This window comes from Leptodesmis sp. (assembly GCF_052746595.1).
This window is the reverse complement of the sequence record NZ_JBRAGO010000021.1, coordinates 24,984-50,071: the sequence shown is the minus strand read 5'-3', so window position 1 is coordinate 50,071 and position 25,088 is coordinate 24,984. Positions and strand designations below refer to the sequence as shown.

Genomic DNA, 25,088 nt, shown 5'->3' with positions numbered 1-25,088 from the left:
CTGAAAATACGTCTTAGTGATATAATTTTAACATTTGTTTACAATATTCTCTATAAGTGCTTTTGAGATATAGAGTTGAGTTTATTTAGGTTTTCAGTATCAAAGCGATCTTAATGTCCAGTAGATTAAACCAACTAAGCAAAGTTTCCGCTTCATCATATTTCTGTCGGTACAGATTATTTGTCAACATCAAAGAATCAGCCCTACTCTTTTTCAGGGGGCTAGGGAGAGTCCCTCGGATATAAACTTTGGGCTTTACCGAGATGTGTGTACCCACTAGCCTTTTTGAGGAGGGTTACGGAGGATCTAGTTGTTGCCCGATCGGAATCAACCGCACCGGCAATAATTTGCGAAGTTTGCGGAGCAGATGAGCCGCTTGATGGTCATAGAGAGAGAGTTCTATCACACCGGGAATATCGGAATTTTCCGGTAAATGATCCATGAAGGCTCTGGCTTTGCTCAGTTCACAGCCAGCAATATTTTCCAGCACATTTCCAGCGTAATAGGTAGCTCCAGCATTCAAGGGTCTGTAGGCCTGTAATTGCCACTGTCGGGGAGGGGTGATTGTTCCCCATTCAATTTTTTGCAGTCCCTGAATGGTGGCTAAAACGATTAAGCGATCACCCACTTGCAGCCGAGTCTCATCAGCAGGCATCAGTTTCAGATGGGAATCGGCATAGGATTGGTAAGCGATCGGCACCACGTCATAGCCGTAAGCAACCTGGGCTAGAAGTTTGCCATGCAAGGTATCGGCTGCCTCAATATGGTATTCCGTCACCAGAATAGTTTGATTGGCCAGCCGAAATAAACTTAGGATGTTTTCCCCAAAAGCAGCTCCGGCAAAGGCTTCAGCCGATAAGGCATAGACACAAAGGGCCTTGGCATCGGGCAGTAAGCCATTGAGATGATTGCAAAACCGCTGATCCTGAGCACGAATGATTAAATTCAGGGTGCGATCGATCTCAGAGGCAGCATTCCGAGCCGTCAATGCCACTTCCAGGTTTAGCATCTGATCATCCGTTGCCACAATCAAACTTTTGGCCTGGGCCAGATTAACACTGGCTAGCCCCTGGGTAATCGGACTGTAAACCAGGGGGACTTGCGGCATCAAGTCTTGCTGCTCTTTGAGATGCGTCAGGCATACAAAGGGTTGCCGAAATTCATATAGCAAGGCGGCAATCCGCTGGCCCACCCGACCCAGCCCCACCAGCACGACATGATTGGCCTGGGGAATGGGAGGTCGCCGCCGTAAAAACTCGAAGCGGGTGCTTAACAGGCGATCGGCCAACAGCCCCAACACGCTAAGCACGAACAAGATGCTAATCGCCGTAATTAGCAAACAAATCACCTGTACCCACCAGGGAATCGGCACTATGACCTCTAACCCACCAAAAACATCCCCATATCCTCCCAGCAGCAGGATCACAGCACTGGAGATGGCTGCCTGCCAAGTCATTCCCTCCACCGTCAATTTGAGCAAAACCGCCCCCAGAATCCCCAGTAGGAAAGCCAAGAGAAAACCCAGGCCGGTCAGGCGGCGGGTGCGTTCCCGATTGATCCAGTTCCAGGCACGAGTCACAGCCAGCCGCCAATTTCCTGGAGCTAGCCGCTGCACATGTTGTCCCAGCCATTGCCAGTTTCTTTTATCTTGAGTAGAGGAAGGGGGTATCTTGGAGGATTCGACTTGCTCAATATAGATCAGCGTATCTCCGGGCCGAATACGAGTATCGGTAGGCCATTGATAAAAAATCGATTCAGAGTTGGAAATGACAGATGCTGCCAGGGTTGAAGCTTGAGCCTTGGAGGTAAAACCATTGTCGTGGAGAGATAGCTGGCTGTCCAGTGGTGCCGAATCAGCGGGATCAGCCGGATGGTATTGCAGCAGCCGACCACTTTCTTTATGGAGTTTGTGGATGGGCAGGTTTTCAAACCGATCGTCTCCACCTGCAACCTGGTGTTTGATCACGCGCAACTGGCGATCGCCCACCTTAAACAATCCCAGGGTCGCTGCTCCTAATGCGGCCAAGGCAAAAGAGGCGGCTGGCAGTTCAATCGGCTCAAAGGCGGCAAAGTTACCCAGTTTCTGTTTCAACAACTCATTCAAGTTGTGCTTACCAGACCGCACAATCAAGCGTACATCCGGGTTTAATCGTCTTGCTGCGATCGCCGTCTCAATATTGGCATTTTCATCGCTCGTCACAATCAAAATTGCTCGACAGTGCTGAATACCTGCCTGGTACAAAATCGTATCCTGCCGACAATCTCCCGTTACCATCTCCTTGGCTAATAGCTCCGGTAACTGGTCAATCTCCCAATCATCAGGATGCTTACGATCGATTGCCACCACTTTGATCTCGAAATCATCCAGCGCAAAGGATTTCAGCGCCAGCACACAATGTTGGCCCAACCGACCCAACCCACACACAATGAAGTGATCACCTCCGACTAGAGGCGACGAAGAAAGCAATGGCTCCAGATCCGGCAGATTCACGAGTGATGAAAAAGCCCGGTAAGATGGATTCCGGACTTGACATTACTGGTTGGATGATTGATGGCGCTAGATAGGAAAATTGTATCGGCAGAAGATAGGGGATGCTGGTTTTGCACATCACATTTCACGTCCGGACAACCGTGGAAATCCTTTCATCTGTTGATCTGTCCTCAAAACCGTTGCAGGCAGTAAAAGTTGCTCCTTGAGTTCATTGGCTGCCGAAATTGGATGGCTTCAGGGTGGGAATGATCGCCGCGCAAACAATTATGGGCTAACACACGGGAAATTTTGCTTTGTATGATTTAGAAGCAAGCCCTGAAATCTTTTCGTCAAGCGATCGCTCCTGCATAACGTGGATATTCCAACCTTTGTTCGCACTTTTACCGCCGTTTTTATCATGGCCGATGCCTTGGGCAATGCCCCCATGTTTCTGGTGCTGACGAAGGACATGGAGCCGGATCAGCGTAATGGGGTGTTCGATCGAGCCAGTATTGTTGCCACCCTGGTCATTCTGGCCTTTGCCTTTGCCGGACAGGCCATTCTCGATTATTTGCACATCAGTCTGGCAGCTTTAAAGGTATCCGGTGGACTGATTCTGTTGCTGATTGCCTTAGATATGTTGCGCGGCGAGATGGATACCCCCCTGGTAGAGAAAGAACGGGACGTAGCCATTGCCCCTATAGCGCTCCCATTACTGGCTGGCCCTGGAACGCTCTCTACCGTGATGGTGGTCATGACCGAATCCCCCCAGGCTCAATTGAGTGTAGTCGCTGGCATCATTTCTGCCATGCTCGTCACCTGGATCATTGTTCGTCAGGCTTCCCACATCGATAAATGGATTGGTGTGCAGGGCGCCGTCATTGTGACCCAGGTATTGGGCTTTCTGCTGGCTGCGTTAGCGGTGGAAATTGGTAGTGAAGGTATCCGGGAATTATTTGGACTGTAAATATCAAGAGTTACCCCTAAGCCATCACCATGCCACCATCAACATTCATCACCTGTCCCGTGATGTAAGCCGCAGCGGGGTCAGCCGCCAGGAAACGAATCATGCCAGCCACTTCTTCCGGTTGACCGTAACGGTTGAGGGGAATAAATTTGAGAATCTCTTCAGCGTTCAGATCGGAGGTCATATCGGTGGCAATAAATCCCGGAGCCACCGCATTCACAGTAATGCCGCGACTGGCTAACTCTTTAGCAACTGTTTTCGTAAAGCCGATCACCCCAGCTTTGGCTGCACTGTAATTGGCCTGTCCGGGATTGCCCATCTGTCCAGCGACCGAAGTGATGTTAATAACCCGTCCAGAGCGCTGCTTTAACATGATCTTGCTAACGGCCCGAGTACAGAGAAACACTCCGGTCAGGTTGAGGTCAATCACAGCCTGCCACTCTTCCAATTTCATGCGCAGCAGTAAGGTATCGCGGGTAATTCCGGCATTGTTCACCAGCACATCAATCCGGCCCCACTTTTCCATCACCGCATTAACCAGATTATCCACCTGATCCGCCTGGGAGACATCCGCTGACAGCGCGATCGCCTGACTGCCCATTGCCGTAATTTCAGCCACCACCTTATCTGCCGCTTCCTGGGAACTGGCATAGTTAACGACGACATTGGCTCCTTCACTGGCCAGCGCTAACGCTGTCGCCCGTCCAATACCGCGGGAGGCTCCTGTGACGATCGCCACCTTGTCCTTGAGCCGTTGTGCGCCCTCTGCAGATGCCATAGTCTTCTCCTCTAACAAATTCCTTGCGTCCCCAAAACGGTTGCATACTCTGCTCAATCATCATACGGGAAAGGAGGATCCGGAGCGGTAGTATCATCGATAAGCTATAGCCTTAACCAGCTACGCCAATAGATAAACTCTATCCCAGTCCAGAACCGTAGTTTCTCTGATCGGAAAACGACCGTTCTCTATCTGGCACTGATCTCTATCTAGCATTGATTTAGATAACGCAGGCTAGACAGTCCTTAAATGAGAGAAATTAGAAGATATATTAAGAGCAATTCTTGCAATTTATTCACATACACGTCTCTTTACAATTCAAATCAGTGATCTCCTGTGGGGATCAAATGCAAAGCCTTATCTAGTAAGAACTGGGGCGAAAAATTGCTGTTTGCAAAATGGACGTTTCAAGCCTTCTACTTCATCAGAAAATATTTCGTCAAGGGGCGATCGATAAGAAAATCTGTAAATTTATCCAACAAACCCTTATTTTCCATCGGTATATTCCCTATACTAATTTTCACTCGATCCTGAGTGGTGGGGATCACCTGTAGATATTTCACTAAATTCAATTCCTTTAAAAACTCTAGGAGGAAGGCATGGCACTCTCTCACAGTCCAAGCTTTAGAAGCGTTTATGGTTTGTTGATGATCAGAAGCTTTTTGATTTGGAGCTTTACCTTAGCAGTTTGCCTGCTGGTTGTAGGGTTTCCGCTCGTCATTTTGATGGTTACTGTGGGATCTCTCCTCGCCGTTATTTTGCAGGCCGTTATTCCCATGAGTTCAGTGTTACTGGTTGCAAGTGGCATTATTGGCTTGAATATTGTGGCTGTTTTATTCGGTGCTGGTGTGCTCACCTTTAAAGGGGTTGATCCTGAGCAGGTAAGTTGGTTGCGCTGGTTGCAAGGTGAAGAAAACCCCAGACATACTTCTGTATTTGCCTCTTGCCCTTTAACGTGTGGAATTGAAAAATAGCTGTCAAAAGCATTAGCAATTAGTAGGGGCGCGGCATTTGGCAAATGATTTTACCTTTAGTGGCAGGCATCTAAATATCCAAATGCCAGCCCCTGACAAAATCTGAAACTTACAAGGCGGACAACTTGCTTTGTTGATGTTTCCCCACCCACCCGGTTTTTAACCGGGTTTTTTGTTGCGTGCTGACCAATGAACCAGGAGCCATTAGGATAGGGAAAGTTTTCATGTGTTCAGCCGTTTTGTGGTTTATGGCAATGTCTCGATCGCCCATCCCCATCAGCATTATTGTTGGCACCCGTCCCGAAGCCATTAAGATGGCTCCCGTGATCCAGAAATTTCGCGATTCTCGATTATTTACCACGCAGGTGATTTTAACGGGGCAGCACCGGGAAATGGTCGATCAAGTGATGGAGTTGTTCGATCTGACGGCGGATCAGGATCTAGCGATCATGCAACCGAAGCAAACCCTGACTAGTATTACCTGTAGCAGTTTGCAAGGTCTAGAAACTTTATTTCAGAGGCTGCAACCTTGCTTAGTGCTGGTACAGGGAGACACCACAACAGCCTTTGCTGCCGCGTTGGCCGCTTTCTATCAGCAAATTCCAGTCGGCCACGTAGAAGCGGGGTTACGCACCGATAATCTCTATAATCCTTATCCCGAAGAAGCCAATCGTCGCTTGATTTCCCAGCTCACCTGGCTGCACTTTGCCCCCACTTCCCTGGCCGTTGAGCACTTGCAGCGATCGTCTGTACCAGGAGAAATCCATCAAACGGGCAATACAGTGATTGATGCCTTGCTGTCCGTAGCCGCTCGCCATCCCCGGTGTGAGGTGCTTGGTCTGGACTGGAATCAGTACCGCGTCATCCTCGCCACCGTGCATCGGCGGGAAAATTGGGGAAAGCCGTTGCAGGATATTGCAATGGGATTTTTAAAGGTGCTGGATAAGTTTCCCGATACGGCACTGCTCCTGCCCCTGCATCGCAATCCGACTGTGCGAGAACCGTTGCAGGCTACCTTGGGCAATCATCCCCGTGTGTTCTTAACCGAGCCACTGGATTATGCTGAACTGGTGGGAGCTATTCAGCGCAGTTATTTATTACTGACGGATTCTGGTGGCCTGCAAGAAGAAGCCCCCAGTTTAGGAAAACCCGTTCTGGTATTGCGAGAAACCACCGAGCGACCGGAAGCAATTGTGGCCGGAACTGCCAGGTTGGTTGGTACAGACCCAAATCGCATCCTGGAGACTGCCGCCAACTTACTGGACAATCCACTGGCCTATGACGCGATGGCCAAAGCAATCAATCCCTTTGGAGATGGTCATGCCAGCGATCGCATTTTGCAAATTGTGACAGATTATTTTGAGGGAATCGCGAGTAGGGAATCAACTCACTCATCTTCTAGTAACTCTGGAGGAGGTAGCTTCTGCTGATCGAGCAGTTCCTTCTTTGACTTTTTCAAAGTCTTCCACAACTCCTTAATCTGTCTATAAGCATCCTCAGTACTAATTTTGCCACCCGTTTCCAGGCCACAAATCAGCGATACCCGCTGGGCAAACTCCTGCAAGTTGGCATTGAACACAAGCTGTTCAGGAGTAAAGCTTCCGTGATACCGACCGATGGGGTACAAGAATTTTTCTCTTTCAGGACTGTCTGCCACGGCAAAAAATTCTACACGAAAGGACTTTTGATTCAAGGAAGAGGCCATGGCGATTGCCTGCCGTCTGCGTCCAATAGGCCGGCCAACAGTTCAAGCCGCTTTTGATTCAAGGAAGAGGCCATGGCGATCGCCTGCACCATTTTGATCATACTGATCTACTCGCAGAACAGGTATAGGCTCCTGTCCCCACCGGGTATTCAAACCCTTCAATATTTTCTAAATGATGGCCTCTCCCACTCTTTCACCTTCTCATCTTCCCCCATCTCACCTTAGTTTTCCTCTATCCAGAGGTTAACGACAGAAACTGATGCACCAGGGCGATCGCATCTTCAACATGGCCTGCAATTCCTAACGGATAACTGGCTAAATTCTGAAAAAACCGACAATCCATTTCCGAGAGATTTAGGAGCACAATCGGTTTGCCTGTTTTGATCGCTAAAGCCACCTCGGCAGCAGTTCCGGCTCCCAAACCACAGCTAATAATCACAGAACTGGAGAGAACATTAATGATATTGCGGCCATTACCCATCCCCGTCACGATCGCAATATCAATCGCATCAGCAGCATCCTCCCGGTGCTTACTGGGTAAAATCCCGATCGTTAATCCTCCTGCACCTTTTGCTCCCCGACTGGCCGCCGCCATCACCCCGACTGGCCGACCACCTGTCAGCAAAACCCATCCCGCCGTGGCGATCGCCTGACCCAGTTCATAAGCGACCTGCATATCCCTTGCCGTCGCCTGCTCCCCTGGCCCCATGACCCCGATGATTGTTTGCATGGCAAAGTTCTTAAATCTGAGCATTCACCGCTTGCCGGATCTCAGGTAGCCGGACTGTGCGACCTCCTTCACTGCCAGGGCATTCGGTGGCGACCCGATCGCGGTGGCCCATGATGCGAGGCAGATTGCGGGTGCCAAAGTCTGCCGTGGGGGTGGGAATGGGCGTTACAGTATCCGTAATGCCATAGCGTTTACACAGAATGGTGCAGAGGGCTACAGCAGCATTGTACATCTGCGAATTAATCATGACCGAACTATAGATACCATCAAAGGCAACTCCTAACCCATCATTCACCACGTCGTGTGATCCCCGTTTTGTTTCCGAGCGGGCAGCATACACCCGGCCACTGGGCATGATGATGAAGTGATACCCAATATCTAACCAACCATTACCGTTAACATGACCATTCCAGATCACCCGCATCCGGGCGACTTCATCGGCGATCGCGGCATTCGGAGAGAGCGCATTACCCAGAAACGTATGGTGGATGGTGATTCCTTTGGGTTGCAGATTGGGCAGACTGGTTGGCGTGGGCGTACCAGTCCAGGTACTGCGGGGCAGCACCTTAAAACCTGTATCTCCCTGCACAACCTGAATGATGGTCTGGGCTTTGTCTTGTTCGGAACCAATAATTTCTACTAAACGGTTGCCTGTCTGTCGAAATAGGGTTTGTGCTTGCCACTGCTCAGCCCTGACCAGGGGACGAGCCAGTTCCACTTTTTGATCGACCCGCAGTACCAGTTGGTCGCCGTCATTATAATTTTCTGCAGTCCCGGTTAACAAAATGGTTTCTTCAACCTTGGCCTGTTGAGGAGGATTTGTAAAACTTAACCGGGGTGGACGGGGTGGAGCCGCAACGATCTCAACTTCGGCAGTAGCCCGATTTTTACCATCTGAACTAATAATCTCTAGAGTACGTTTTCCCAACTGGTTAAACCCGATCGTCGCCTGCCATTTCCCTAATCGCACAATCGGGCGAGCCAGTTCAAACTGGCCATCTGCCCGCAAAAACAACGCTGACCCGTCAGGAAAATTGGTGGCTGTTCCCTCAATGACGGCTGCCTGTCCAATTTGCAACCGGGTAGGAACCTGGGTAAACCGTAACTGTCGCGTCTGCGGCACACTATCCACAACAGGAATGATAATTTCTGTGCTGTCCGTGCCAACAGCGATTCGCAAACGGCGGTTGCCGGTCTGCTGAAACAAAAAATCAACTTGCCAGGTGCCATCGGGTTTGATGACCGGGCCATTGGTGGTGTAAAACCCATCAACCGTTAACCGCAACGTTCTCCCTGCATAGGTCGTTGAGGCTATCCCCAGAATGGAGAATCGTTGCTGGACTAGAACTGGCGCTTGGGGAGCCTGAGTAACCTGAAGCATAAGTTAATTGGCCTGAACACGAGAGCTTTCCCTGCAAGAACCAGTTTGCCCCAAATCAGCACAAAGTCAAGAATCGGGATGCTAGACAGCGCCTGAAACAGGAAAGCTAACTAATCACATTGTCCCAGGGAACATCTGGACGTAATCGCCTCCCGACTTCTATCAAATCACCCAGGCGATCGGTACGAACTAGTTCATAAATCAGATCACCTGTTTTCTGAGAACGAGACTGACCATACAAGGCATCATAATCAACCCCTAAGTCAAATACTAAAACTGATAACTCTTGCGGATTGAAGCGACTTTCAAGCATATCCCGCAGCTTAACAAGATTCGCGGTTCCCTTTTCTGGCTTAATTTCTGTTGGAGTAGGCTCATTGGCGACGTTACCAGTTGTTGTTGCGATCGTTCCGTCCCGAAATCTCCCACTGACGACAATGTTCTGATTGCTCGTTACAACAATGTTGGATTCCATATAGATTTATTAAGTTTACGCCACAAAGCGATACTTCCTTACGGAAGAGCTAAAACGGCATCTAGCCTTAAAAGCCAGAGTTCCTCAGCCTTTATTTTGATTGTCTAGCTTTGCTCTTCAATTTTAGTCCCCACATGTCAGTAAACTTATCAGAATATATGCCCACCTCTACCTCAGTCCCAGGATAGCCTCAGAAGCGACTTGCAGTTACCCAGAAAGACTTGACCTGCAAAGCCTGAGAAAAAAAGATTTATAGGCAACAGTCAAACTAACCACCAGTGAAATAGCAGAAATCAGAATAGGAAGCCAATCTTTAAGAAGCATGATAGCAACACCGGAGGGGAGTCACCCCAATCTTATTCATTAGTCGCCAGATTTCATCCTATAATGTCATACCCTATTTCTATTTGGTGGATCATGCTTTCCTACTCATTGCAGTGCTCTTGCGTAGTCCTAAATAGTTAATGAATCAGGGAGTTAGAATCAATTTTCCCCGAGGAAGGGTGCCTGCCCATTCTCAGAGGATTGCTATATCAACGGCTATGATTAGAATGAGTAGAAAAAGATTAGGAGCTAATAGCCAAAATGGCAGGTCAACTGTTACTGGTCGATGATGAACCAGGACTGCGAGAAGCGGTGCAAGCCTACCTGGAAGATAGCGGCTTTACCGTCGATGTAGCCAGTAATGCCCGTGAAGGGTTGGATCTGGCTCGACAGAAACTGCCTGACCTGGTGATTACGGATATCATGATGCCTCAGGTGGATGGCTATCAGTTTTTGAAGCAGTTGCGCGAAGAGCCTCAGTTTAAGACCCTCCCGATCGTGTTCCTCACTGCTAGAGGGATGACTGCCGATCGCATTCAGGGATACAACGCCGGATGTGATGCCTATATCTCCAAGCCCTTTGATCCCGATGAATTAGTCGCAGTGATCAAGAACTTACTGGAAAAACAAGCTGCGGCTCGCAGTGGAGGCGATGATGAGGTACATAACATTGCTGATATGGCGCGGCAGATTGCCGAAATTCGGGCCTTACTGACTCAGAGAGGGGCAATCGCCCAGAGCACTACTCCGGTCAAACTTGACCTCACCCCGCGGGAGCAAAGCGTGCTGAACCTGGTAGTCGATGGCATGATGAACAAGGAAATTGCCCGTCGCCTGGAAACCAGCGTGCGGAATGTGGAGAAATACGTCAGCCGTTTGTTTGTCAAAACAGGTACCAACAGCCGTACCGAGTTGGTGCGGTACGCCCTAGAACATGGGCTGACAAAGGAATAGATCAGGAATCAGGAATTGGTAGAGATATCCTGGCAAAACGCCTCCACGAGAGGGTGAGCAAGTTGATCAGGTGAATCTTTAAAAGTAAATAGGGATTCGGGGACAACTCTGGATCGAAGAGTTAGGCTATTGACTGCACAGTTCAATGGCAGGCTGTTGACTCTCCACGATCGAGTACTCATGAAAGGCAAAAAAGTTCTGTTAACTGGTGGCACAGGTGGTTTAGGACTGGGGGTAACACCCGCTGTCTTAGCTCAGGGAGCCAATGTCACTATTCCCTATCACAATCCCAAAGAGGTAGAACGGTTAAAGGGATTTCTAGCTCCTGCAGATTTTGCCCGAATTCAATTTGTCGCAACGGACTTAACCCATGAACCCTCAGTTCAGCATCTAGTGGATGGGATGGGGCAGGTGGATGTACTGATTCATCTGGTGGGTGGGTTTTCGATGGGCAAAACCTATGAGTATCGTCTGGAACAATGGCAGGCTGACTTTCAGCTAAATTTGACCACAACCTTTCTGGCCTGTAAGCATAGCTTGCGGAAAATGGTGGCTTCTGGATATGGCCGGATTGTCACAGTAGGGTCACGGGCAGCGGTGGAACCAGGGGGACAACTGGCCGCTTACTGTGCATCTAAGGCTGGAGTGGTGGCGTTAACTCGGGCGATCGCCGATGAAATGAAAGGCACCAATATCACAGCCAATGTCGTCCTCCCCAGCATTATTGATACGCCTGCCAATCGAGCAGCCATGGGAGCAGAGAATGCCTTCCAATGGGTAAAACCAGAATCGCTGGCTCAGGTCATCTGCTTTTTAGCCTCTGAAGCTGCTCGTGATCTTCGAGGTGCAGCAGTACCTGTGTATGGAGACGTTTAAGGAATATCAGCAAAACTCTCGGAGGATAGCATGAAAACTTCGAAAAATAACAGTAATGACAATGACTTACTCTGTTTAGATGAAGATCATCAAGAAAAGCAAAAGAAAAAAGATAAAATCAAAAAGAAGAAAAACAAGAATAAACTGTCTAAAAAATCTGACAAGAAACTGAGTAAAATACTTTATGAAAGCGCAGAAGATATTTCTACAAAACTTTCTACTGAGTTTTATGAGAAAGAATTGAAGAAGCTGCAGATTGAATTAGTAAAGATGCAGTATTGGATCAAGCACACAGGTTATCGGGTAGTAATTATTTTTGAAGGGCGGGACGCTGCGGGTAAGGGTGGTACTATCAAACGGATTATTGAATTACTCAATCCTCGTGGCTGCCGGGTGGTGGCCCTAGGAACGCCCTCTGATATTGAAAAAACCCAGTGGTATTTTCAGCGCTACGTAGCACATTTACCCTCAGCTGGGGAGATTGTGTTGTTCGATCGCAGTTGGTATAACCGGGCAGGAGTAGAGCGAGTGATGGGCTTTTGCACCGATGAGCAGTATCAGGAATTTATGCAGTCCTGCCCAGAGTTTGAACGGATGCTGGTGCGATCGGGGATCGTGTTGCTGAAATACTGGTTTTCCGTCAGTGACGAAGAACAGGAAAGACGCTTTCAAGCGCGTACCCAGGATCCAATTCGCCGCTGGAAACTCAGCCCTATGGATCTAGAATCCAGAAACCGCTGGGTAGAATATTCCAAAGCCAAGGATGAAATGTTTACCCATACCAATATTCCAGAGGCTCCCTGGTTCACGATCGAAGCTGACGATAAGAAACGGGCAAGGCTCAACTGCATCCACCATATCTTGAGCAAAGTTCCCTACGAAGATATGGTACCCCCACCTCTAGAACTCTCTCCCCGTGTCATCTGTGAAGACTACGTACGGGCACCCCGCAACGAACAGTTCTTCGTGCCCCAAGTGTATTAGCGAGTTGGAGAATTCAGAGTTTTTAAAGAACTCTAAGTTCTAAGAACACAAAAATTACTGCATGAGAATATACTCCAACTGTTAGAATACAAGAAGAATTATGCTTAAAAATAACCCCAAATAACCTCAAAATTATGCCCCTACCTCCCGTTGCCTTGGCCCATGTGGCCGATTACTTCAAAGTCCTGTCTGAATTGAGCCGTTTGCAGGTACTCTGCTGCCTGCGATCGGGTTCTAAAAACGTAACGGAAATTATGGAAGAGACAGGGTTAGGGCAGGCTAATGTCTCCAAGCATCTGAAGATCCTGGCTCAGGCTGGAATCGTGTCTCGTACTCCCAAAGGCGTGAGTGTGTACTACGAAATTGCCGAACCGTTTATTTTCGATCTGTGTGAATTGGTGAGCGATCGCCTGTCCTTCCGCTTAGAAGAACAATCGCAACAACTCAAACAATTGGAAAGCCTGCGGCGACCCGAAGTGATGACGCGATGATGGAATGACGAGATAACAGAAAATGACGTAACGGGATGAGGCGATCGCCTTCTCATCATTTCTCATCATCCCCCGTCATCTTATTCTCATTGCTCTGGCCAGCACCACAATCCCCTTCACCTGAAAGCCACGATCGCGGAGGGTCTTGGCAGCGGCTTGAGCAGTTGCTCCAGTTGTGTAAATGTCATCGAGCAGCAGAATAGGCTGAGAGGGTCGCTGATGGAGTAAGGCTCGCCCCAGGCAAAAAGCAGCTTGCAAGTTCTGTTGCCGTTCCAGGTTCGACAGTGTGAATTGGGCTGCTGTTGCTCGCTGGCGTTCCAAGCCATCTACTTTCAAGGGGAGGCGGGTGGCCTGACAAAAGGAACGAGCCAGTAGCGCCGCCTGATTAAACCCTCGTTCTCGCTGTTTGCTGATGTGCATGGGAATGGGAACCACGATCGCGGGAGTCAAAACAGGATGGGCACAATTCCAGGCACTTCCCATCCAGGCTCCTAGCGGATAAGCCAGATGAGGCTGATTGTCATATTTCAAAGCGGCGATCGCCTGTTTCAACGCACCACTATATACCCCCCAGGCAAACACTGGCAGGTTCTCCGCCATGTCCCAGGTTGGTGTCACCTGACAAGCCATAATCCGCCGCTGACAGGTGTTGCAAATCTCAGTCGGAGCCGATCGCTGACAAAGTGGACAGGGCGACTCCAAAAGCACCTTCAGTCCCCGATCCAGTAACCTTCTCAAACCTTTCATTGCTGGCACTTCTCACTCGCATACAGTACAGCCAATCACCAACCCCTAATCCCCAATTCCCGCCCCTGCTCCCCAACCCCAATGAAGTGTGCCCAGGGATTGAGCCGAACTTGTGATAATCCTTCATTTATTGTGAGGAAGGGACACCTGCTCAACGATTGACGGCTAAGATCGAGCCGTGTCTATACGTCCGCCTTTGTGGATCCTCTCCTCTACTCACTGAATCAGGCTCCCTTGCCTTCTGTAACATCGGTGGGATACAAGGCATTCCACCTCAGTCAGCTTTTGCAGAAGGGATATCCAGTGCTGCCAGGGTTTGTGGTTACGGCAGAGGCATTGTGGTCTTTTCTGCACTCGATCGCCTGGGATCAGCCTTTGTTTGCTGATTTTCCCAGTTCTGCTCTGCGGGTTGATATCGACAATCCCGCGCAACTGCAGGCGATCGCCACTCAGTTACGTCACTCCATCACGACCTCCCCGTTGCCCAATTCCCTGCTGCAGGAACTTGAGGTCAGGATGGCGGAGTTACCCGCGACAAGCTTGATTCTGCGGCCTTCGCTGCGAGTGAATAACATTTCTCAAGCAACCCTTGCTGACCCTGTTGGGTTAGCTACAGGCAGCGGTGGAGGACTCTTTAACGCGGAGATTTGTGCAGCGAACCTGCCCTCATTAGCAAAAACTTTGCCAGTCGTTTGGGCCAACCTGTTCAGCGCTAAAAGTTTGTTTTACTGGCAACGATCGGGGATTCCCCTACAAAACATACGATTGGCCGTCCTGGTGCAATCCATGCAAGATGCGATCGCGGCAGGTACAGTCATGACCACACCATCCCAGCTGCAGATTCAGGCGACTCCGGGTTTGGGAATGGCGATCGACCGGGGAGAAGTGGTTCCCGACACCTATCAGATTCAACTGGAAACGGGCACGGTGCAGGCGAAACACCTGGGCTGGAAGGCGATCGCCTATCATCTAGCGGCTCCCCCAGCCGAGTCAACGTCTCTGCTAACAGCGATTCCCCTCTCAGACGAGGAGCAACAGCGACACACCCTGCAAGCCATTGACCTGGAACACCTTGTGGATCTGGTACAACAGGTGATGGCCGATTTGGGTGCCAATTTGTCTCTGGGATGGCTGTTGCATCAGCAGGCTAATGGGACTCGCCAACTGTATCTCACCCATGTTCTACCCACAGGCAATCACCGAGAGACACGAGTTAGCGAACAGAACAATCGCCCCTCTCGAGCGGTAAGTAATCTCCCAACCAGACAGGCTCCCTATAAGCGCACCACCAATCAGCAGGTTTTAATTGGCACTGGATTGGCTGCATCCGGGGGACAGGTCTTTGCCAGGGCCAGCGTAATTGCCTCCGATCGCATCCCAGCCGATATTTCCCCCCATACTGTGTTGGTTGCACCGACAATACCCCTGGATTGGTTGCCCTGGATTGAAACAGCCGCGGCATTGGTTACCGAACAGGGCAGCATGACCAGTCATTGTGCGATCCTGGCCCGGGAGTTGCGGGTGCCTGCGGTGCTGGGAGTTTCCAACGTCACCCAGCAAATCCAATCTGGCGAGTTGCTATGGGTCGATGGCGATCGCGGCAGAATTTACCGAATTACCAAACCCAGCCAGAAACCCCTTCACTCACCCCTGCCTACCCCCTCTGAGCGGAGGGTTCATCTAGAAATGGCTTTGCCTCTGCAGCAGCCATTCCCTCAGGCGGTTAGCCATCGCCCCGACGCACTCAGTTGATGGTGAATTTGAGCCAACCCACCCGCCTGGGACAAATAGCGGCGTTACCTGTGGATGGCGTTGGCCTCTTGCGATCGGAATTGCTGGCTCTGTCAGTGCTAGATGCCCAATCTCCTGATCACTGGTTACAACACCATTCCCAGCAAGAATTTATTCAGCAGATGGCAGTAGCAATTCAGCAATTTGCTCAGGCATTCCACCCGCGCCCTGTGTTCTACCGCTCCCTGGATCTGCGACCTCACGAATGGCAAGGTGCGGTAGCTCAGATGCCGCACTCGGAGGCATCAGTACTGGGACTGCGAGGAGCATTCAGTTACCAGCTTGCTCCCGAACTCTTTCAACTAGAACTGGCAGCAATCGCGCAGGTACAACAGGCTGGCTATCCCAATGTGCGGCTGATTCTGCCATTTGTGCGGGCTGTGGAAGAATTCACGGTTTGCCGTCAGTATGTTGAACAGGCCGGACTCATGCAATCGCCAGAATTTCAACTCTGGATCATGGCCGAAGTTCCTGCTGTGTTGCTGCTTCTGCCAGAGTTTGTGGAGGCGGGAGTGCAGGGCATTTCCATTGGCACCAATGATTTAACCCAACTGCTGCTAGGAGCGCATCGAGATCAACCTGAACTAGCCAGCGTGTTTAATGAACGCCATCCAGCCGTGCGACGGGCGATCGCCCATCTGATTCAGCAATCTCGGCAACTGAGAATTCCCTGTTCTATCTGCGGTGAAGCGCCCTCCCGCCATCTCGATCTAATTGAGGATTTAGTGAAGTGGGGAATTGATACCATCTCTGTGGTTCCAGATGCAGTGGAGCGTACTCAGGCCGCGATCGTCCAGGCAGAAACTCGCTTTCGCTACTATCTATAAGGCGTTTTGACGCATCTCCAACCCCTGGTGGCCCAGTAAGTAGGATAAATTTCCCTCTGATATTACAAAGAAATCGTGAAGAGCAAAGGACTCCAGGATCTGCTGAAATTTTTCTCAGCACTCACCACTCAACTTTCAGCGCTTCTGGAACTTTCAAATCTTCCAGGGAATGGATGGAATGACAATGCTAGTCTATACTCTAAACGAAGTCCGGTAGAAAACGGCAGCGTTTCTCCGCAGAACAACCACTAATTCTGGACTTGGGGCGAGGATCAAATTTGACCCATGAGGGTGAGTGCGCTGGCTGGGGGTTGTAAGGCAGATTCTAAAACAAGGGTACTTACAACCGTTGGGACAGCAACCTATGATGTTAGCTGAAAAAATGGCACTGGCTGAAACAATCTCCGATGAATGGCAAGCACGACTGCAGGAAGAACTACCTGAGCACAGTTTTGCGGCCCGTAACAGCATTGTGCGCTGGCTAGTTGGGGAAGACACCTCTCGCTTTGATGGCCTGAATGCCATGCAGCGGCAAATTATCGAGCAGGCAATGGATTACCGCTACCGGATTCTGCGTCAGCGCTATCTGGGAATGTCGCCAGAAAAAGCCTATAAAGGACTGATCCAACGGCTCAGCAATCTGTTTTTGATTCGCAATAAAGTTCGTACCTGGATCGCCCTATCTCGCGATCGCCAATGTACCGTCGTGGATGTGCTGGAAGAAGTAATTCAGGAACTGTTGCAGAACGATCGCTACATGCAACAGCAGGTAGCCTGGATTGCCCAATGTACCCGTGATGCTCGCCTGCGGAATGCTTTGTTATTGGCCAGTACCGAAGAGTATTGTCTGCGCCCCATTCGGAATCAACCTCTGTTGTGTTACCGCTTCGTAAATTACCTGCGTCGCACCCAGAAAGGCGGAATGACTCAGGTGCCGACCGACGATTTCATCCGCCTGGTTTCCGAAGAGATTTCACCCGATGATTCGGAAGGCTCGGTCAGCCTGTTAGATTCCCGTGCTGTCGATGAGTATCTGGACACTCAAGCAGAACTGGAACAGCAAGAACTGCGAAATATAGTACAGCAAAGGTTTGAAGCCTATCTGATCGAGAAGAATGTGGATCCTCAGGCCGTTAACTGGCTACGGCTGTATCTCCAGGGGCGATCGCAAGAAGCGATCGCCAAGGAACTCAATATGGAGGTGAAGCAAATTTATCGCCTGCGAGAAAAGGTGAGCTACCATGCTGTCAAAGTATTTGCCTCCAAAACCCAGGCCGATCTTGTGGCCGCCTGGTTAGGCAACCAGCCCAAGTCTCAGAATTAGACAATGTAAGGTTTTGATGGTTTTTGTCTCATACTCTATGGAGTTTATGCTATGTCGTTGGTTAATCAGGGATCTAAGTTTCCCTGGCAGATTAGCATAGTAGTCCAGACCTACTGAGCAATTCCCTATGGTGTTTCCTCCTGGTGCCCCGTCCGAGTTCCAAGAATCTGAACCACGACGCACTGCTCAGGCACAACAGTCAAAACCGGATTGGATGAATCAAATTGATGCCGAGCAAGCCTTTCGATTGGTAGACAGCATTCTTCCCTTCGAGGCTTGCTTGTATCACCAAATTTTGCCCCTCTCTCTGGAGGGGAGCCGACTGAAACTGGGAATGGTGAACATTGATGATATGGCGGCCCTGGATTATGTCCGTCGCATCCTGGCTTATATGAATTGCTCCCTGGTGCCCCATCCCCTGGCTTCAGATGTTCATTATGCTGCGTTGTCGGCTTACCTGCAATATTCCGACCAACAAAAGAAGGCTGTTAGCCCTGCGGCTCCTTCGGTAGCTAGACGGATTGCCAAAAAGCTGGCTGAACAATCTTCCCAAAGAGCCTCCGATACAGGAACAGAGCATTCGCCCTATCCCCATGCCAGTCCAACGCTCCTGATAGATAGCCCGACTGAATTACCGTCTTTTCGTACGAACCCACCTGCCGATAACGAGCTTGTAGAAAGCGAGCGATCGCTGGCTCCTCAACCCCTGGGAGTTCATGAAGATGAGAATACGGCTATCTTCAGCGAACCCTTTGAAAGCACAGCACCATCAGATCAAACGGCTGAGTTAGAAATTGCTCCTCAACACCTGTCGGATGATCCAGTCGTATTGTCGTCTCTTCCAGCCGATACTTTACTCCAGGAGCTTCTAGGACGCATTCTGGCATGGGGCATTGGTCGTCTGTATTTAGAGCAACGACTTGAACATGGCCGAATTTGGTGGAGCCAGAATGGCGTTTTGCAAGCTGTGCTGGAAAAGTTGCCTACGGCTACACTGCAAGGTGTAATTCGGGAACTAAAACAATTAACCAATTTACCCACAACCGTGGTTCACAAGAATAAGCAAGTTGAAATTGAAAAAATGTACCAGGGCCGTCGCTTATTACTGCGGCTACGACTAATGCCCGGAAAGTACGGCGAAGAAGCAACCTTACAAGTCCTGCGTGGGGCTGCACTCAAGTTCTATCGGCAGCAGCAGTTGGTTAATCTGGCTCAAGAAGCCACAGGGATTGCCCAGCAACTGCAAAAAAAGTGAATGAAATGGCCGCCTACAGTCGGGATTATGCTGTGGAGCCGCCGAATCATTTATGGATTTACTATAATCTTGATCGCATCCTGAAACGCATTGGCTACCAAATGTCCAGCCTACAGACCCTGAAGCCTAACGACTCCGCTGAAGAAGAGTAAATTTATCGGGTAGCGCGTTTATTCAGATTTTGCAACTCGGTAGTCGGTTCATCAGGATTAGAGGGTAGGTCTGGAAAGGCTGAAGCCTCCTGCTCCTTATCTTGATCCGGCGAGATCGCGGGCGGACATCCCTGCTGCAGAGCCAGATTACGGCGACTGATAGCCTGTAAAAAATCTGGTTTTAGCTGCAAAGCCCGATCATAGCTCTCCAGCGCTGCTTCGTAGTCCCCCAGATGGCTAAGGGCAACCCCTCGGCTATACCAGGCAGGATAAAAATCCGGATTGATCTGCACCGCGTGATCGTAACTGGCGATCGCCGCTTCATTTTGTCCCAGGTGTCCCAAGGCTACACCTCTGGCATACCAGGCTTCATACAGATTAGGTTGATGCTCCACGGCTTTGTCATAGCTGCTAATCGCTTCTGTATACATCCCCAATTTACGAAAAGCAGATCCCCGACTGTACCAGGCTCGGGAGAATTGAGCATCTAATTGAATCGCTTGCTCATAACTGCGGATGGCTTCCTCGTAGCGTCCAGACTTGTAAAGGGTACTTCCCCAGTTGTACCAGGCTTCTCGCAGATCGGGTTTGAGATGCAGCGCCTGACTGTAACTGTCGATTGCCTCTCGATACCGCCCCAGCGCATCTAAGGCATTGCCCCGGTTATACCAGGCTTCATGCAGATCCGACTTAATTTTGAGTGCCTGGTCATAGCTGGCGATCGCCTCCTCATATCGTCCCAGTTTGTGTAATACATTGCCCTGGCTATACCAGGCTCCATACCAGTCAGGTTTGATCGTCAGTACCCGTTCGTAACTGGTCAGTGCTTCGGTATAGCGCTGTAAGCGGTGCAGGATATTGGCCCGGTTGTACCAGGCATTGGAGTAATGGGGCCGGAATTCGATCGCCTTGTCGTAGCTTTCGATCGCTTCCTCATAGCGCCCCAACTTGTCCAGAATAATCGCCCGGTTATACCAGGACTTGGAATAGTCCGGTTCCAGTTGTAAAGATTGGTCGTAACTTTCCAGAGCCGCCTCGTAACAGCCTGACTTATCCAACGCATTCCCCCGGTTATACCAGACCTGATGAAAGGATGGTCGTAACTTCAGGGCCTGATCGTAACTGGTGATCGCGGCTTCATAACTTCCCAGATGATAGAGGGCAATTCCCCGGCTATTTAGGGCTTCTGGGTAATTGGGCTGCAAATCCAGTGCCTGGTTGAAACAAGTGATGGCATCGCTATAACGGCCCAACTCGCAGAGGGTAATGCCCTTGTGGGACCAGGGCTTGTACCAATTTGGATTAAGTTGCAAGGACTGATCGAAGTTGGCGATCGCACCTTCAAAGGCACCAGCATGGCTTAGCTGTAATCCCTGCTGAAGGAAAAGTTCTACTTCCAGGTTCGACATCCGGGGCATGGTGTGAAGCACCCAACAGGTAGTGGTTTGATTAAGCTCGTAGATGTACTTAATAGCCTTTATGCCCATTCAGAACGAAAGAGTACAAGGGGGTTACTCCCCTTACCCCTTCTACCGTCAACAAGCAGGCTTTCAATAACAGAGTACTATTGGTCTGCTTGAGCAAGTGTGACGTTTCTGTCAACCTCAATCACCCCCTTTAAAGACATCTCTTTTTCACAAGAGGTTATTGCAGCCAGTCCCCCCATATATCCATCCTTTTGGACCTTCACGGAGAAAGATCTGCTTGAGGCAGACGAAAAAGAGTTCTTTAAACTATAAAGAAATATGTATCCTGGAGGAGAAAGATTGTATAACCGAACAACTTATCAGGGTGATGCATCCCTAACCAAATTTTATTAATAGAAAAAATTTGTAGTGTATGATCCCAACCGTACCTTTAAGGCAACCTATTCCTTCACTTGTTTAAGTTCCTTGCTGTTCCACCTCATGTCAGTACCACTCACTGTGGGTTCAATTCAGAGATGACATCCTTAAGCTCAATCCAGGATAGCATTATTTTAAAGCTCAGAGAATAACCTGTTGACGGTTCGTGAATTCGCTGTTCCTCCTCCACACACCTCTCACTTAGCAGCAGAAAGAGCAACACGTAAATGGTTAATCAAAGGGCAGAACGATCGCAGCGTCTAGCCTGGTTAGAAGGAGTTCGGATCCTCTCAGTGGTGATGCTGCTCCTCTATCATGTTCAGTTACGGTTTACGGGATACGCCTATACTCCCCAGCCAACCGGATTGGTAGATAATCTCAACCAGTTAATTGCGGTGACAGAAGAATTACCGGGCCAGGGCAGTTGGATGCAATTGCTGGCTCTACCCGCCTGGTTTGGATTTCAGTTTGTGGATGTGCTGGTACTGGTTAGCGGGTTTAGCCTGGTGCTATCCCTACAGGGAAAATATCTGGAGGTCGGTCAGTTTCTACGACGGCGATTGTCAAGGATTCTTGTACCTTTTTGGACGGTGGTTTGGTTGGCTGTGCCCCTGCTCTGGACGATCGCAGTCGCCACCGGAAGCCGTCTTCCTGAACCCTGGTATCTGTTTGCTGGAATTACCTATCCCCTGACATTCAGTTATGACAGTGAATTATTAGTCGGCACCAGTGGTCCGTGGTGGCTCATGTCACTAACCCTAAGCTTTGCTGTGCTCTCTCCCTGGTTGTGGAAGCTGATGCAGCGTTGGGGAGGAATGAACTTATTGTTAGTAAGTACAATCCTGACCATCGGCTATCGCGCTCTGGCAGTCTACGGTTTAGGCGGACATCCAACTTCCGTAATTTGGGATAGTGCGGCAGGTTGGCATCCCTTCGCATTGTTCCTGTCTAAACTGAGTACATTTGTCCTAGGCATGGTTGTAGGACAAGCATTTACTCAGCGACGTGGCCCAGTGTACTGGCCAGTTCGCAAGGCTTTAATTGTAGGAATTTTGATTTATGCGATCGGCTTCTTCTGCCAGTTTTACCTGTGGGGATGGGTGTTCTCAGATTTATTACTGCCGATCGGCTTAGGGCTGTGTATCATGGTGGCCTTGCGTGCTCTGGCCAATCAACCGATGGCAGCAACAATGGTAACGCTGGGAGCCTATACCTATACCTACTTCCTGCTGCATGGTCTGGTGGCCGATCGAATACTGCAGTTAATTGTTCAGGGCGACCCGACCCGGTATGTCCTGATGCTACCCGTGATAGTGGGAGGCACGTTGATTTTGGCAATGTTAGTGGAGTACATCAGTCCTCTAATTCAACGCATTCTAGTTGGATTAGCGCGGGATCTGGACTATGTTCTAGCGACGACCCCAACTCTGTCCCAACGGTTCTGGAATCCACAAGTGGGAGACCAAGTGCGGTACCGGGGGGAAGCAGGCTGGACAGTGTTAAAGGTAGAAAAACTGCTAGATGAACGGGAGTTTTTCCTCTGTCAGGTGAGTGATGGACGGCGATCGCTCTGGGCCAACGAGGACGATCTAGAACCAATTGGGCAACGCCTTTCATGAGTGGCCTGAAGGTTGTCCTGATTTGTTTTGCTGAGGTTGGTCTGGAATCTCAACGAGCCATTTGCCAATCATTCAACGTTTCACCCTAAGGACTGGAGAACCGACGTGAAGAAGTGGTCAGTCGATCTGCACAAATTAATCTATACCCACATTGTATTGATTGGGGTACCTACGATTTTTTATTACTGCCTGCGACGAGGCGGCTTTACGCTGATCGATGTCCACATAGCGATTTCAACGTTCTTCTTAGTCAGTTCCCTGATGATTATTGTGGAATCGTCTAATGCGTTGTTCCGTCGCTATGCTGTTACCTCCGAAAAGCCAACTCCAGAACCTCTCAAGCGGCTCAGGCGATCCTTCAAATCAGCCTTTGGCATTGAGGGCCGCTGTCTCCGTCCACAAACCCCTTTACCCCGCTGCTCTGTGATCGTAGTGGCCTACCTGCCAAACGAACAGAACATTATTCTGGAAACGCTGCAACACATTCTGGCCACAGTGGAGCGATCGCCCGCTGGCCTGGAACTGATTCTGGCTTATAACACTCCGGTTGATTTACCGATCGAAACCGACCTGCACCTGCTAGCCGAGGCTCATCCAGAACTACAACTCCTGCGGGTGGAGGGCAGTCATTCTAAAGCGGAGAATATTAATGCCGCGCTGGAAATTGTGACCGGAAAGATCACCTGTATTCTGGACGCTGATCACCATCCCAGTGCCGACTGTTTTGCCCGAGCATGGCGCTGGCTAGAACAAGGCTACGACGTAGTACAGGGGCGCAATGTCATCCGCAATCACGCCCACAGTCTGTTAACTCAGAATATCGCTGTGGAGTTTGAATCCCTGTATGGCGTGAGTCATCCAGCTAAGTCTTTCTTAACCGACTCCACCATCTTTGGTGGCTCTAATGGCTACTGGCGCACCTCCGCCTTGCAGAGAATCCGGTTTAATCCCACGATGCTGACGGAAGACATTGATGCCACGATGCGAACATTGCTGAATGGCTATCGGATCGTTCACGATCGCAGTATCATTGCCACGGAATTAGCGCCAGAAGATTTCAGTTCCTTCTGGTTTCAGCGCAAACGCTGGGCACAGGGCTGGCTGGAAGTCAGTTTTAAGTATCAGCGACGAGTCTGGCGATCTCCCCACTTCACCCTCTGGCAGAAGATCTACTGGACATATCTGCTCTACTACTGCGTCATTTACTCCCTGTGTGCCTTGCAGATTCTGCCGCTGATTCTCAGTATGCTTTTATTCCACGGCTATTTGCCACCTTCCGATAATGCCTACTTGTGGATCAGTACACTAATTACCTTATTCAGCGGGTTCTATCAAACAGTTGTAACCATGAAAGTAGCAGCGATTCGTTATCCTAACCGTTACTTTGCCCAGCACGCAATTCTCATCTTCTTCTACACCACCTTGAAAAACATGATCTCAACCGTAGGACTGTATGACCATTTGAATGGGCAGAACAATTGGGTGGTGACTCCCCGTGGCAAACAATCTACTCCCGTGGTTCAACCAGATGCTGGAGCTGTGTTGGGTTCAACTACCGACCTCGGTTCTACAGAAGAACCTTTATTGCCTTAGCCCGATTCTCAGGGCAATCTGGCTTCTATTTCTGCATCTGTAAAAATAACCGGATACCCAGTTTACAACTTGAGGTTGCTAAGCATTGTAAAGTGCCACTAAAAGAATCAGGGGTTCAGCTTCGTTTAGTCTCCGGCTTTGATAGTTCCGTACAAATTATGAAAGTGGGCAGAAAAGAAACAGGTTGGTAGTATGCTGTAGTAGTTTTCTATAAGGATATGAAAATGACCTATACAGCCGATGAATCCAAAACGGTCGTGCAAGCTGTGATGATGAGTGGAATGGCAGTCGCGATCGCCGATATAGGAATTATCTCAACAGCAATCGAAATGTCTGCTTTAGCTAGGGAATTGGTAGGAGCGACCAGGAATTACCCCAACAACAGTATTATTCAATCCATTTTTTCGGAAGTAGCTCTGAAGCACAATTCACCTGGGGAAGTACCCAAGGATATCACACCTGAAAATGCTTCTGACAAAGCGATCGAGGCGATCAATTCAGCAATCTCTCTGCTATCAACAAAAGCAACTCCAGAGGAAGTGAACGAGTTTAAACAGTTTGTGTACACTTCCGCTGAAGCAGTAGCAAATGCTGCAGGAAGCGGTCTATTTGGCTCTGGTACTCAGAAAGTGAGTGACAGGGAAGCCGCCACTCTCGCCAAACTGAAAGCCGCATTAGGGATTTGAAAAGAGGACAGGGGAAAAGTTTCACTGGAATGTCTCTCTAGCAAATACAAAACAAAAGACCTGGCATCCGATCACAGTACCAATAAAAAATCGCCCTCCATTGCTGCAGGACGATGTTGATTTATGTTGCAGACTAATAAT

The 25,088-nt window shown here is 49.6% G+C and carries 23 protein-coding genes; 15 read left to right on the top strand and 8 right to left on the bottom strand.

Features of this window, described 5'->3' with window-relative positions; translation table 11 throughout:
* Positions 1-295 precede the first annotated feature (295 nt).
* Positions 296-2,491, bottom strand: coding sequence for an NAD-binding protein (locus ACUVQO_RS06865; protein WP_445925144.1), 2,196 nt, complete (start codon positions 2,489-2,491; stop codon positions 296-298).
* A gap of 352 nt (positions 2,492-2,843) precedes the next feature.
* On the opposite strand from ACUVQO_RS06865, the gene ACUVQO_RS06860 reads away from it, so the two are divergent.
* Positions 2,844-3,437, top strand: a complete 594-nt coding sequence (locus tag ACUVQO_RS06860; protein WP_445925143.1) for a MarC family protein — start codon at positions 2,844-2,846, stop codon at positions 3,435-3,437.
* A 16-nt stretch (positions 3,438-3,453) separates the two neighbouring features.
* On the opposite strand, the gene fabG (ACUVQO_RS06855) is transcribed toward ACUVQO_RS06860, so the two are convergent.
* Entirely contained in the window at positions 3,454-4,215 is a 762-nt protein-coding gene (fabG, locus tag ACUVQO_RS06855) for a 3-oxoacyl-[acyl-carrier-protein] reductase (RefSeq protein WP_445925142.1), read from the bottom strand.
* 599 nt (positions 4,216-4,814) lie between these two features.
* Here fabG (ACUVQO_RS06855) and ACUVQO_RS06850 point away from each other — a divergent pair.
* The gene (locus ACUVQO_RS06850) at positions 4,815-5,189 is read left to right on the top strand and encodes a hypothetical protein (RefSeq protein ID WP_445925141.1); all 375 of its coding nucleotides are present in this window, start codon (positions 4,815-4,817) and stop codon (positions 5,187-5,189) included.
* Between the two features lie 224 nt (positions 5,190-5,413).
* The gene (gene wecB, locus ACUVQO_RS06845) at positions 5,414-6,619 is read left to right on the top strand and encodes a non-hydrolyzing UDP-N-acetylglucosamine 2-epimerase (protein ID WP_445925140.1); all 1,206 of its coding nucleotides are present in this window, start codon (positions 5,414-5,416) and stop codon (positions 6,617-6,619) included.
* Here wecB and ACUVQO_RS06840 read toward each other — a convergent pair.
* From ACUVQO_RS06840 to ACUVQO_RS06825, 4 genes are all read right to left on the bottom strand, one after another.
* Complete coding sequence (locus ACUVQO_RS06840) at positions 6,577-6,894, bottom strand: DUF7219 family protein (RefSeq protein WP_445925139.1); 318 nt, start codon at positions 6,892-6,894, stop codon at positions 6,577-6,579. The two genes, wecB and ACUVQO_RS06840, sit on opposite strands and share 43 nt — an antisense overlap.
* A gap of 232 nt (positions 6,895-7,126) precedes the next feature.
* On the bottom strand, positions 7,127-7,624 hold the full coding sequence (locus ACUVQO_RS06835; RefSeq protein ID WP_445925138.1) for an SLOG cluster 4 domain-containing protein: 498 nt from the start codon (positions 7,622-7,624) through the stop codon (positions 7,127-7,129).
* 10 nt (positions 7,625-7,634) lie between these two features.
* Positions 7,635-9,005 carry a peptidoglycan recognition protein family protein gene (locus ACUVQO_RS06830; RefSeq protein WP_445925137.1) on the bottom strand — a complete coding sequence of 457 codons (1,371 nt, stop codon included), beginning with the start codon at positions 9,003-9,005 and terminating at the stop codon, positions 7,635-7,637.
* A 106-nt stretch (positions 9,006-9,111) separates the two neighbouring features.
* Positions 9,112-9,480 (bottom strand): hypothetical protein, encoded by a 369-nt coding sequence (locus ACUVQO_RS06825; protein WP_445925136.1) that lies wholly within the window; start codon positions 9,478-9,480, stop codon positions 9,112-9,114.
* A gap of 585 nt (positions 9,481-10,065) precedes the next feature.
* On the opposite strand from ACUVQO_RS06825, the gene ACUVQO_RS06820 reads away from it, so the two are divergent.
* From ACUVQO_RS06820 to ACUVQO_RS06805, 4 genes are all read left to right on the top strand, one after another.
* Positions 10,066-10,758: a response regulator gene (locus tag ACUVQO_RS06820; RefSeq protein ID WP_445925135.1), complete on the top strand. Its 693-nt coding sequence runs from the start codon at positions 10,066-10,068 to the stop codon at positions 10,756-10,758.
* Positions 10,759-10,938: 180 nt separating this feature from the next.
* Positions 10,939-11,634: a 3-oxoacyl-ACP reductase FabG gene (fabG, locus tag ACUVQO_RS06815; RefSeq protein WP_445925134.1), complete on the top strand. Its 696-nt coding sequence runs from the start codon at positions 10,939-10,941 to the stop codon at positions 11,632-11,634.
* Between the two features lie 30 nt (positions 11,635-11,664).
* The gene (ppk2, locus tag ACUVQO_RS06810; RefSeq protein WP_445925133.1) at positions 11,665-12,618 is read left to right on the top strand and encodes a polyphosphate kinase 2; all 954 of its coding nucleotides are present in this window, start codon (positions 11,665-11,667) and stop codon (positions 12,616-12,618) included.
* A gap of 134 nt (positions 12,619-12,752) precedes the next feature.
* Entirely contained in the window at positions 12,753-13,109 is a 357-nt protein-coding gene (locus tag ACUVQO_RS06805; protein ID WP_445925132.1) for an ArsR/SmtB family transcription factor, read from the top strand.
* Between the two features lie 75 nt (positions 13,110-13,184).
* Here ACUVQO_RS06805 and ACUVQO_RS06800 read toward each other — a convergent pair whose 3' ends face one another.
* A complete protein-coding gene (locus ACUVQO_RS06800) occupies positions 13,185-13,856 on the bottom strand; it encodes a ComF family protein (protein WP_445925131.1) in 672 nt (223 codons plus the stop codon).
* Positions 13,857-14,090: 234 nt separating this feature from the next.
* Between ACUVQO_RS06800 and ACUVQO_RS06795 the strand changes: the two genes are divergently transcribed.
* From ACUVQO_RS06795 to ACUVQO_RS06775, 5 genes are all read left to right on the top strand, one after another.
* Positions 14,091-15,608 (top strand): PEP/pyruvate-binding domain-containing protein, encoded by a 1,518-nt coding sequence (locus ACUVQO_RS06795; protein WP_445925130.1) that lies wholly within the window; start codon positions 14,091-14,093, stop codon positions 15,606-15,608.
* Entirely contained in the window at positions 15,608-16,474 is an 867-nt protein-coding gene (locus tag ACUVQO_RS06790) for a putative PEP-binding protein (RefSeq protein ID WP_445925129.1), read from the top strand. The genes ACUVQO_RS06795 and ACUVQO_RS06790 overlap by 1 nt, the downstream gene beginning before the upstream one ends.
* A gap of 364 nt (positions 16,475-16,838) precedes the next feature.
* Positions 16,839-17,798 carry a HetZ-related protein 2 gene (locus ACUVQO_RS06785; protein WP_445925128.1) on the top strand — a complete coding sequence of 320 codons (960 nt, stop codon included), beginning with the start codon at positions 16,839-16,841 and terminating at the stop codon, positions 17,796-17,798.
* A 127-nt stretch (positions 17,799-17,925) separates the two neighbouring features.
* Positions 17,926-19,053: a GspE/PulE/PilB domain-containing protein gene (locus ACUVQO_RS06780; RefSeq protein ID WP_445925127.1), complete on the top strand. Its 1,128-nt coding sequence runs from the start codon at positions 17,926-17,928 to the stop codon at positions 19,051-19,053.
* Positions 19,050-19,205 (top strand): hypothetical protein, encoded by a 156-nt coding sequence (locus ACUVQO_RS06775; RefSeq protein WP_445925126.1) that lies wholly within the window; start codon positions 19,050-19,052, stop codon positions 19,203-19,205. The genes ACUVQO_RS06780 and ACUVQO_RS06775 overlap by 4 nt, the downstream gene beginning before the upstream one ends.
* A gap of 2 nt (positions 19,206-19,207) precedes the next feature.
* Here ACUVQO_RS06775 and ACUVQO_RS06770 read toward each other — a convergent pair whose 3' ends face one another.
* Positions 19,208-20,623 (bottom strand): tetratricopeptide repeat protein, encoded by a 1,416-nt coding sequence (locus ACUVQO_RS06770; RefSeq protein ID WP_445925125.1) that lies wholly within the window; start codon positions 20,621-20,623, stop codon positions 19,208-19,210.
* Between the two features lie 653 nt (positions 20,624-21,276).
* Here ACUVQO_RS06770 and ACUVQO_RS06765 point away from each other — a divergent pair.
* From ACUVQO_RS06765 to ACUVQO_RS06755, 3 genes are all read left to right on the top strand, one after another.
* Positions 21,277-22,668: an acyltransferase family protein gene (locus ACUVQO_RS06765; RefSeq protein ID WP_445925124.1), complete on the top strand. Its 1,392-nt coding sequence runs from the start codon at positions 21,277-21,279 to the stop codon at positions 22,666-22,668.
* 105 nt (positions 22,669-22,773) lie between these two features.
* A complete protein-coding gene (locus ACUVQO_RS06760) occupies positions 22,774-24,261 on the top strand; it encodes a glycosyltransferase (RefSeq protein ID WP_445925123.1) in 1,488 nt (495 codons plus the stop codon).
* Positions 24,262-24,485: 224 nt separating this feature from the next.
* On the top strand, positions 24,486-24,947 hold the full coding sequence (locus ACUVQO_RS06755; protein WP_445925122.1) for a hypothetical protein: 462 nt from the start codon (positions 24,486-24,488) through the stop codon (positions 24,945-24,947).
* Positions 24,948-25,088 lie beyond the last annotated feature (141 nt).

Bases quoted from the DNA above. Each gene is read 5' to 3' on its own strand.
- fabG (WP_445925142.1), bottom strand. From the start codon at position 4,215: ATGGCATCTGCAGAGGGCGCACAACGGCTCAAGGACAAGGTGGCGATC.
- ACUVQO_RS06850 (WP_445925141.1), top strand. From the start codon at position 4,815: ATGGCACTCTCTCACAGTCCAAGCTTTAGAAGCGTTTATGGTTTGTTG.
- wecB (WP_445925140.1), top strand. From the start codon at position 5,414: ATGTGTTCAGCCGTTTTGTGGTTTATGGCAATGTCTCGATCGCCCATC.
- ACUVQO_RS06840 (WP_445925139.1), bottom strand. From the start codon at position 6,894: ATGGCCTCTTCCTTGAATCAAAAGTCCTTTCGTGTAGAATTTTTTGCC.
- ACUVQO_RS06835 (WP_445925138.1), bottom strand. From the start codon at position 7,624: ATGCAAACAATCATCGGGGTCATGGGGCCAGGGGAGCAGGCGACGGCA.
- ACUVQO_RS06830 (WP_445925137.1), bottom strand. From the start codon at position 9,005: ATGCTTCAGGTTACTCAGGCTCCCCAAGCGCCAGTTCTAGTCCAGCAA.
- ACUVQO_RS06825 (WP_445925136.1), bottom strand. From the start codon at position 9,480: ATGGAATCCAACATTGTTGTAACGAGCAATCAGAACATTGTCGTCAGT.
- ACUVQO_RS06820 (WP_445925135.1), top strand. From the start codon at position 10,066: ATGGCAGGTCAACTGTTACTGGTCGATGATGAACCAGGACTGCGAGAA.
- fabG (WP_445925134.1), top strand. From the start codon at position 10,939: ATGAAAGGCAAAAAAGTTCTGTTAACTGGTGGCACAGGTGGTTTAGGA.
- ppk2 (WP_445925133.1), top strand. From the start codon at position 11,665: ATGAAAACTTCGAAAAATAACAGTAATGACAATGACTTACTCTGTTTA.
- ACUVQO_RS06805 (WP_445925132.1), top strand. From the start codon at position 12,753: ATGCCCCTACCTCCCGTTGCCTTGGCCCATGTGGCCGATTACTTCAAA.
- ACUVQO_RS06800 (WP_445925131.1), bottom strand. From the start codon at position 13,856: ATGAAAGGTTTGAGAAGGTTACTGGATCGGGGACTGAAGGTGCTTTTG.
- ACUVQO_RS06790 (WP_445925129.1), top strand. From the start codon at position 15,608: ATGGTGAATTTGAGCCAACCCACCCGCCTGGGACAAATAGCGGCGTTA.
- ACUVQO_RS06785 (WP_445925128.1), top strand. From the start codon at position 16,839: ATGATGTTAGCTGAAAAAATGGCACTGGCTGAAACAATCTCCGATGAA.
- ACUVQO_RS06780 (WP_445925127.1), top strand. From the start codon at position 17,926: ATGGTGTTTCCTCCTGGTGCCCCGTCCGAGTTCCAAGAATCTGAACCA.
- ACUVQO_RS06770 (WP_445925125.1), bottom strand. From the start codon at position 20,623: ATGCCCCGGATGTCGAACCTGGAAGTAGAACTTTTCCTTCAGCAGGGA.
- ACUVQO_RS06765 (WP_445925124.1), top strand. From the start codon at position 21,277: ATGGTTAATCAAAGGGCAGAACGATCGCAGCGTCTAGCCTGGTTAGAA.
- ACUVQO_RS06755 (WP_445925122.1), top strand. From the start codon at position 24,486: ATGACCTATACAGCCGATGAATCCAAAACGGTCGTGCAAGCTGTGATG.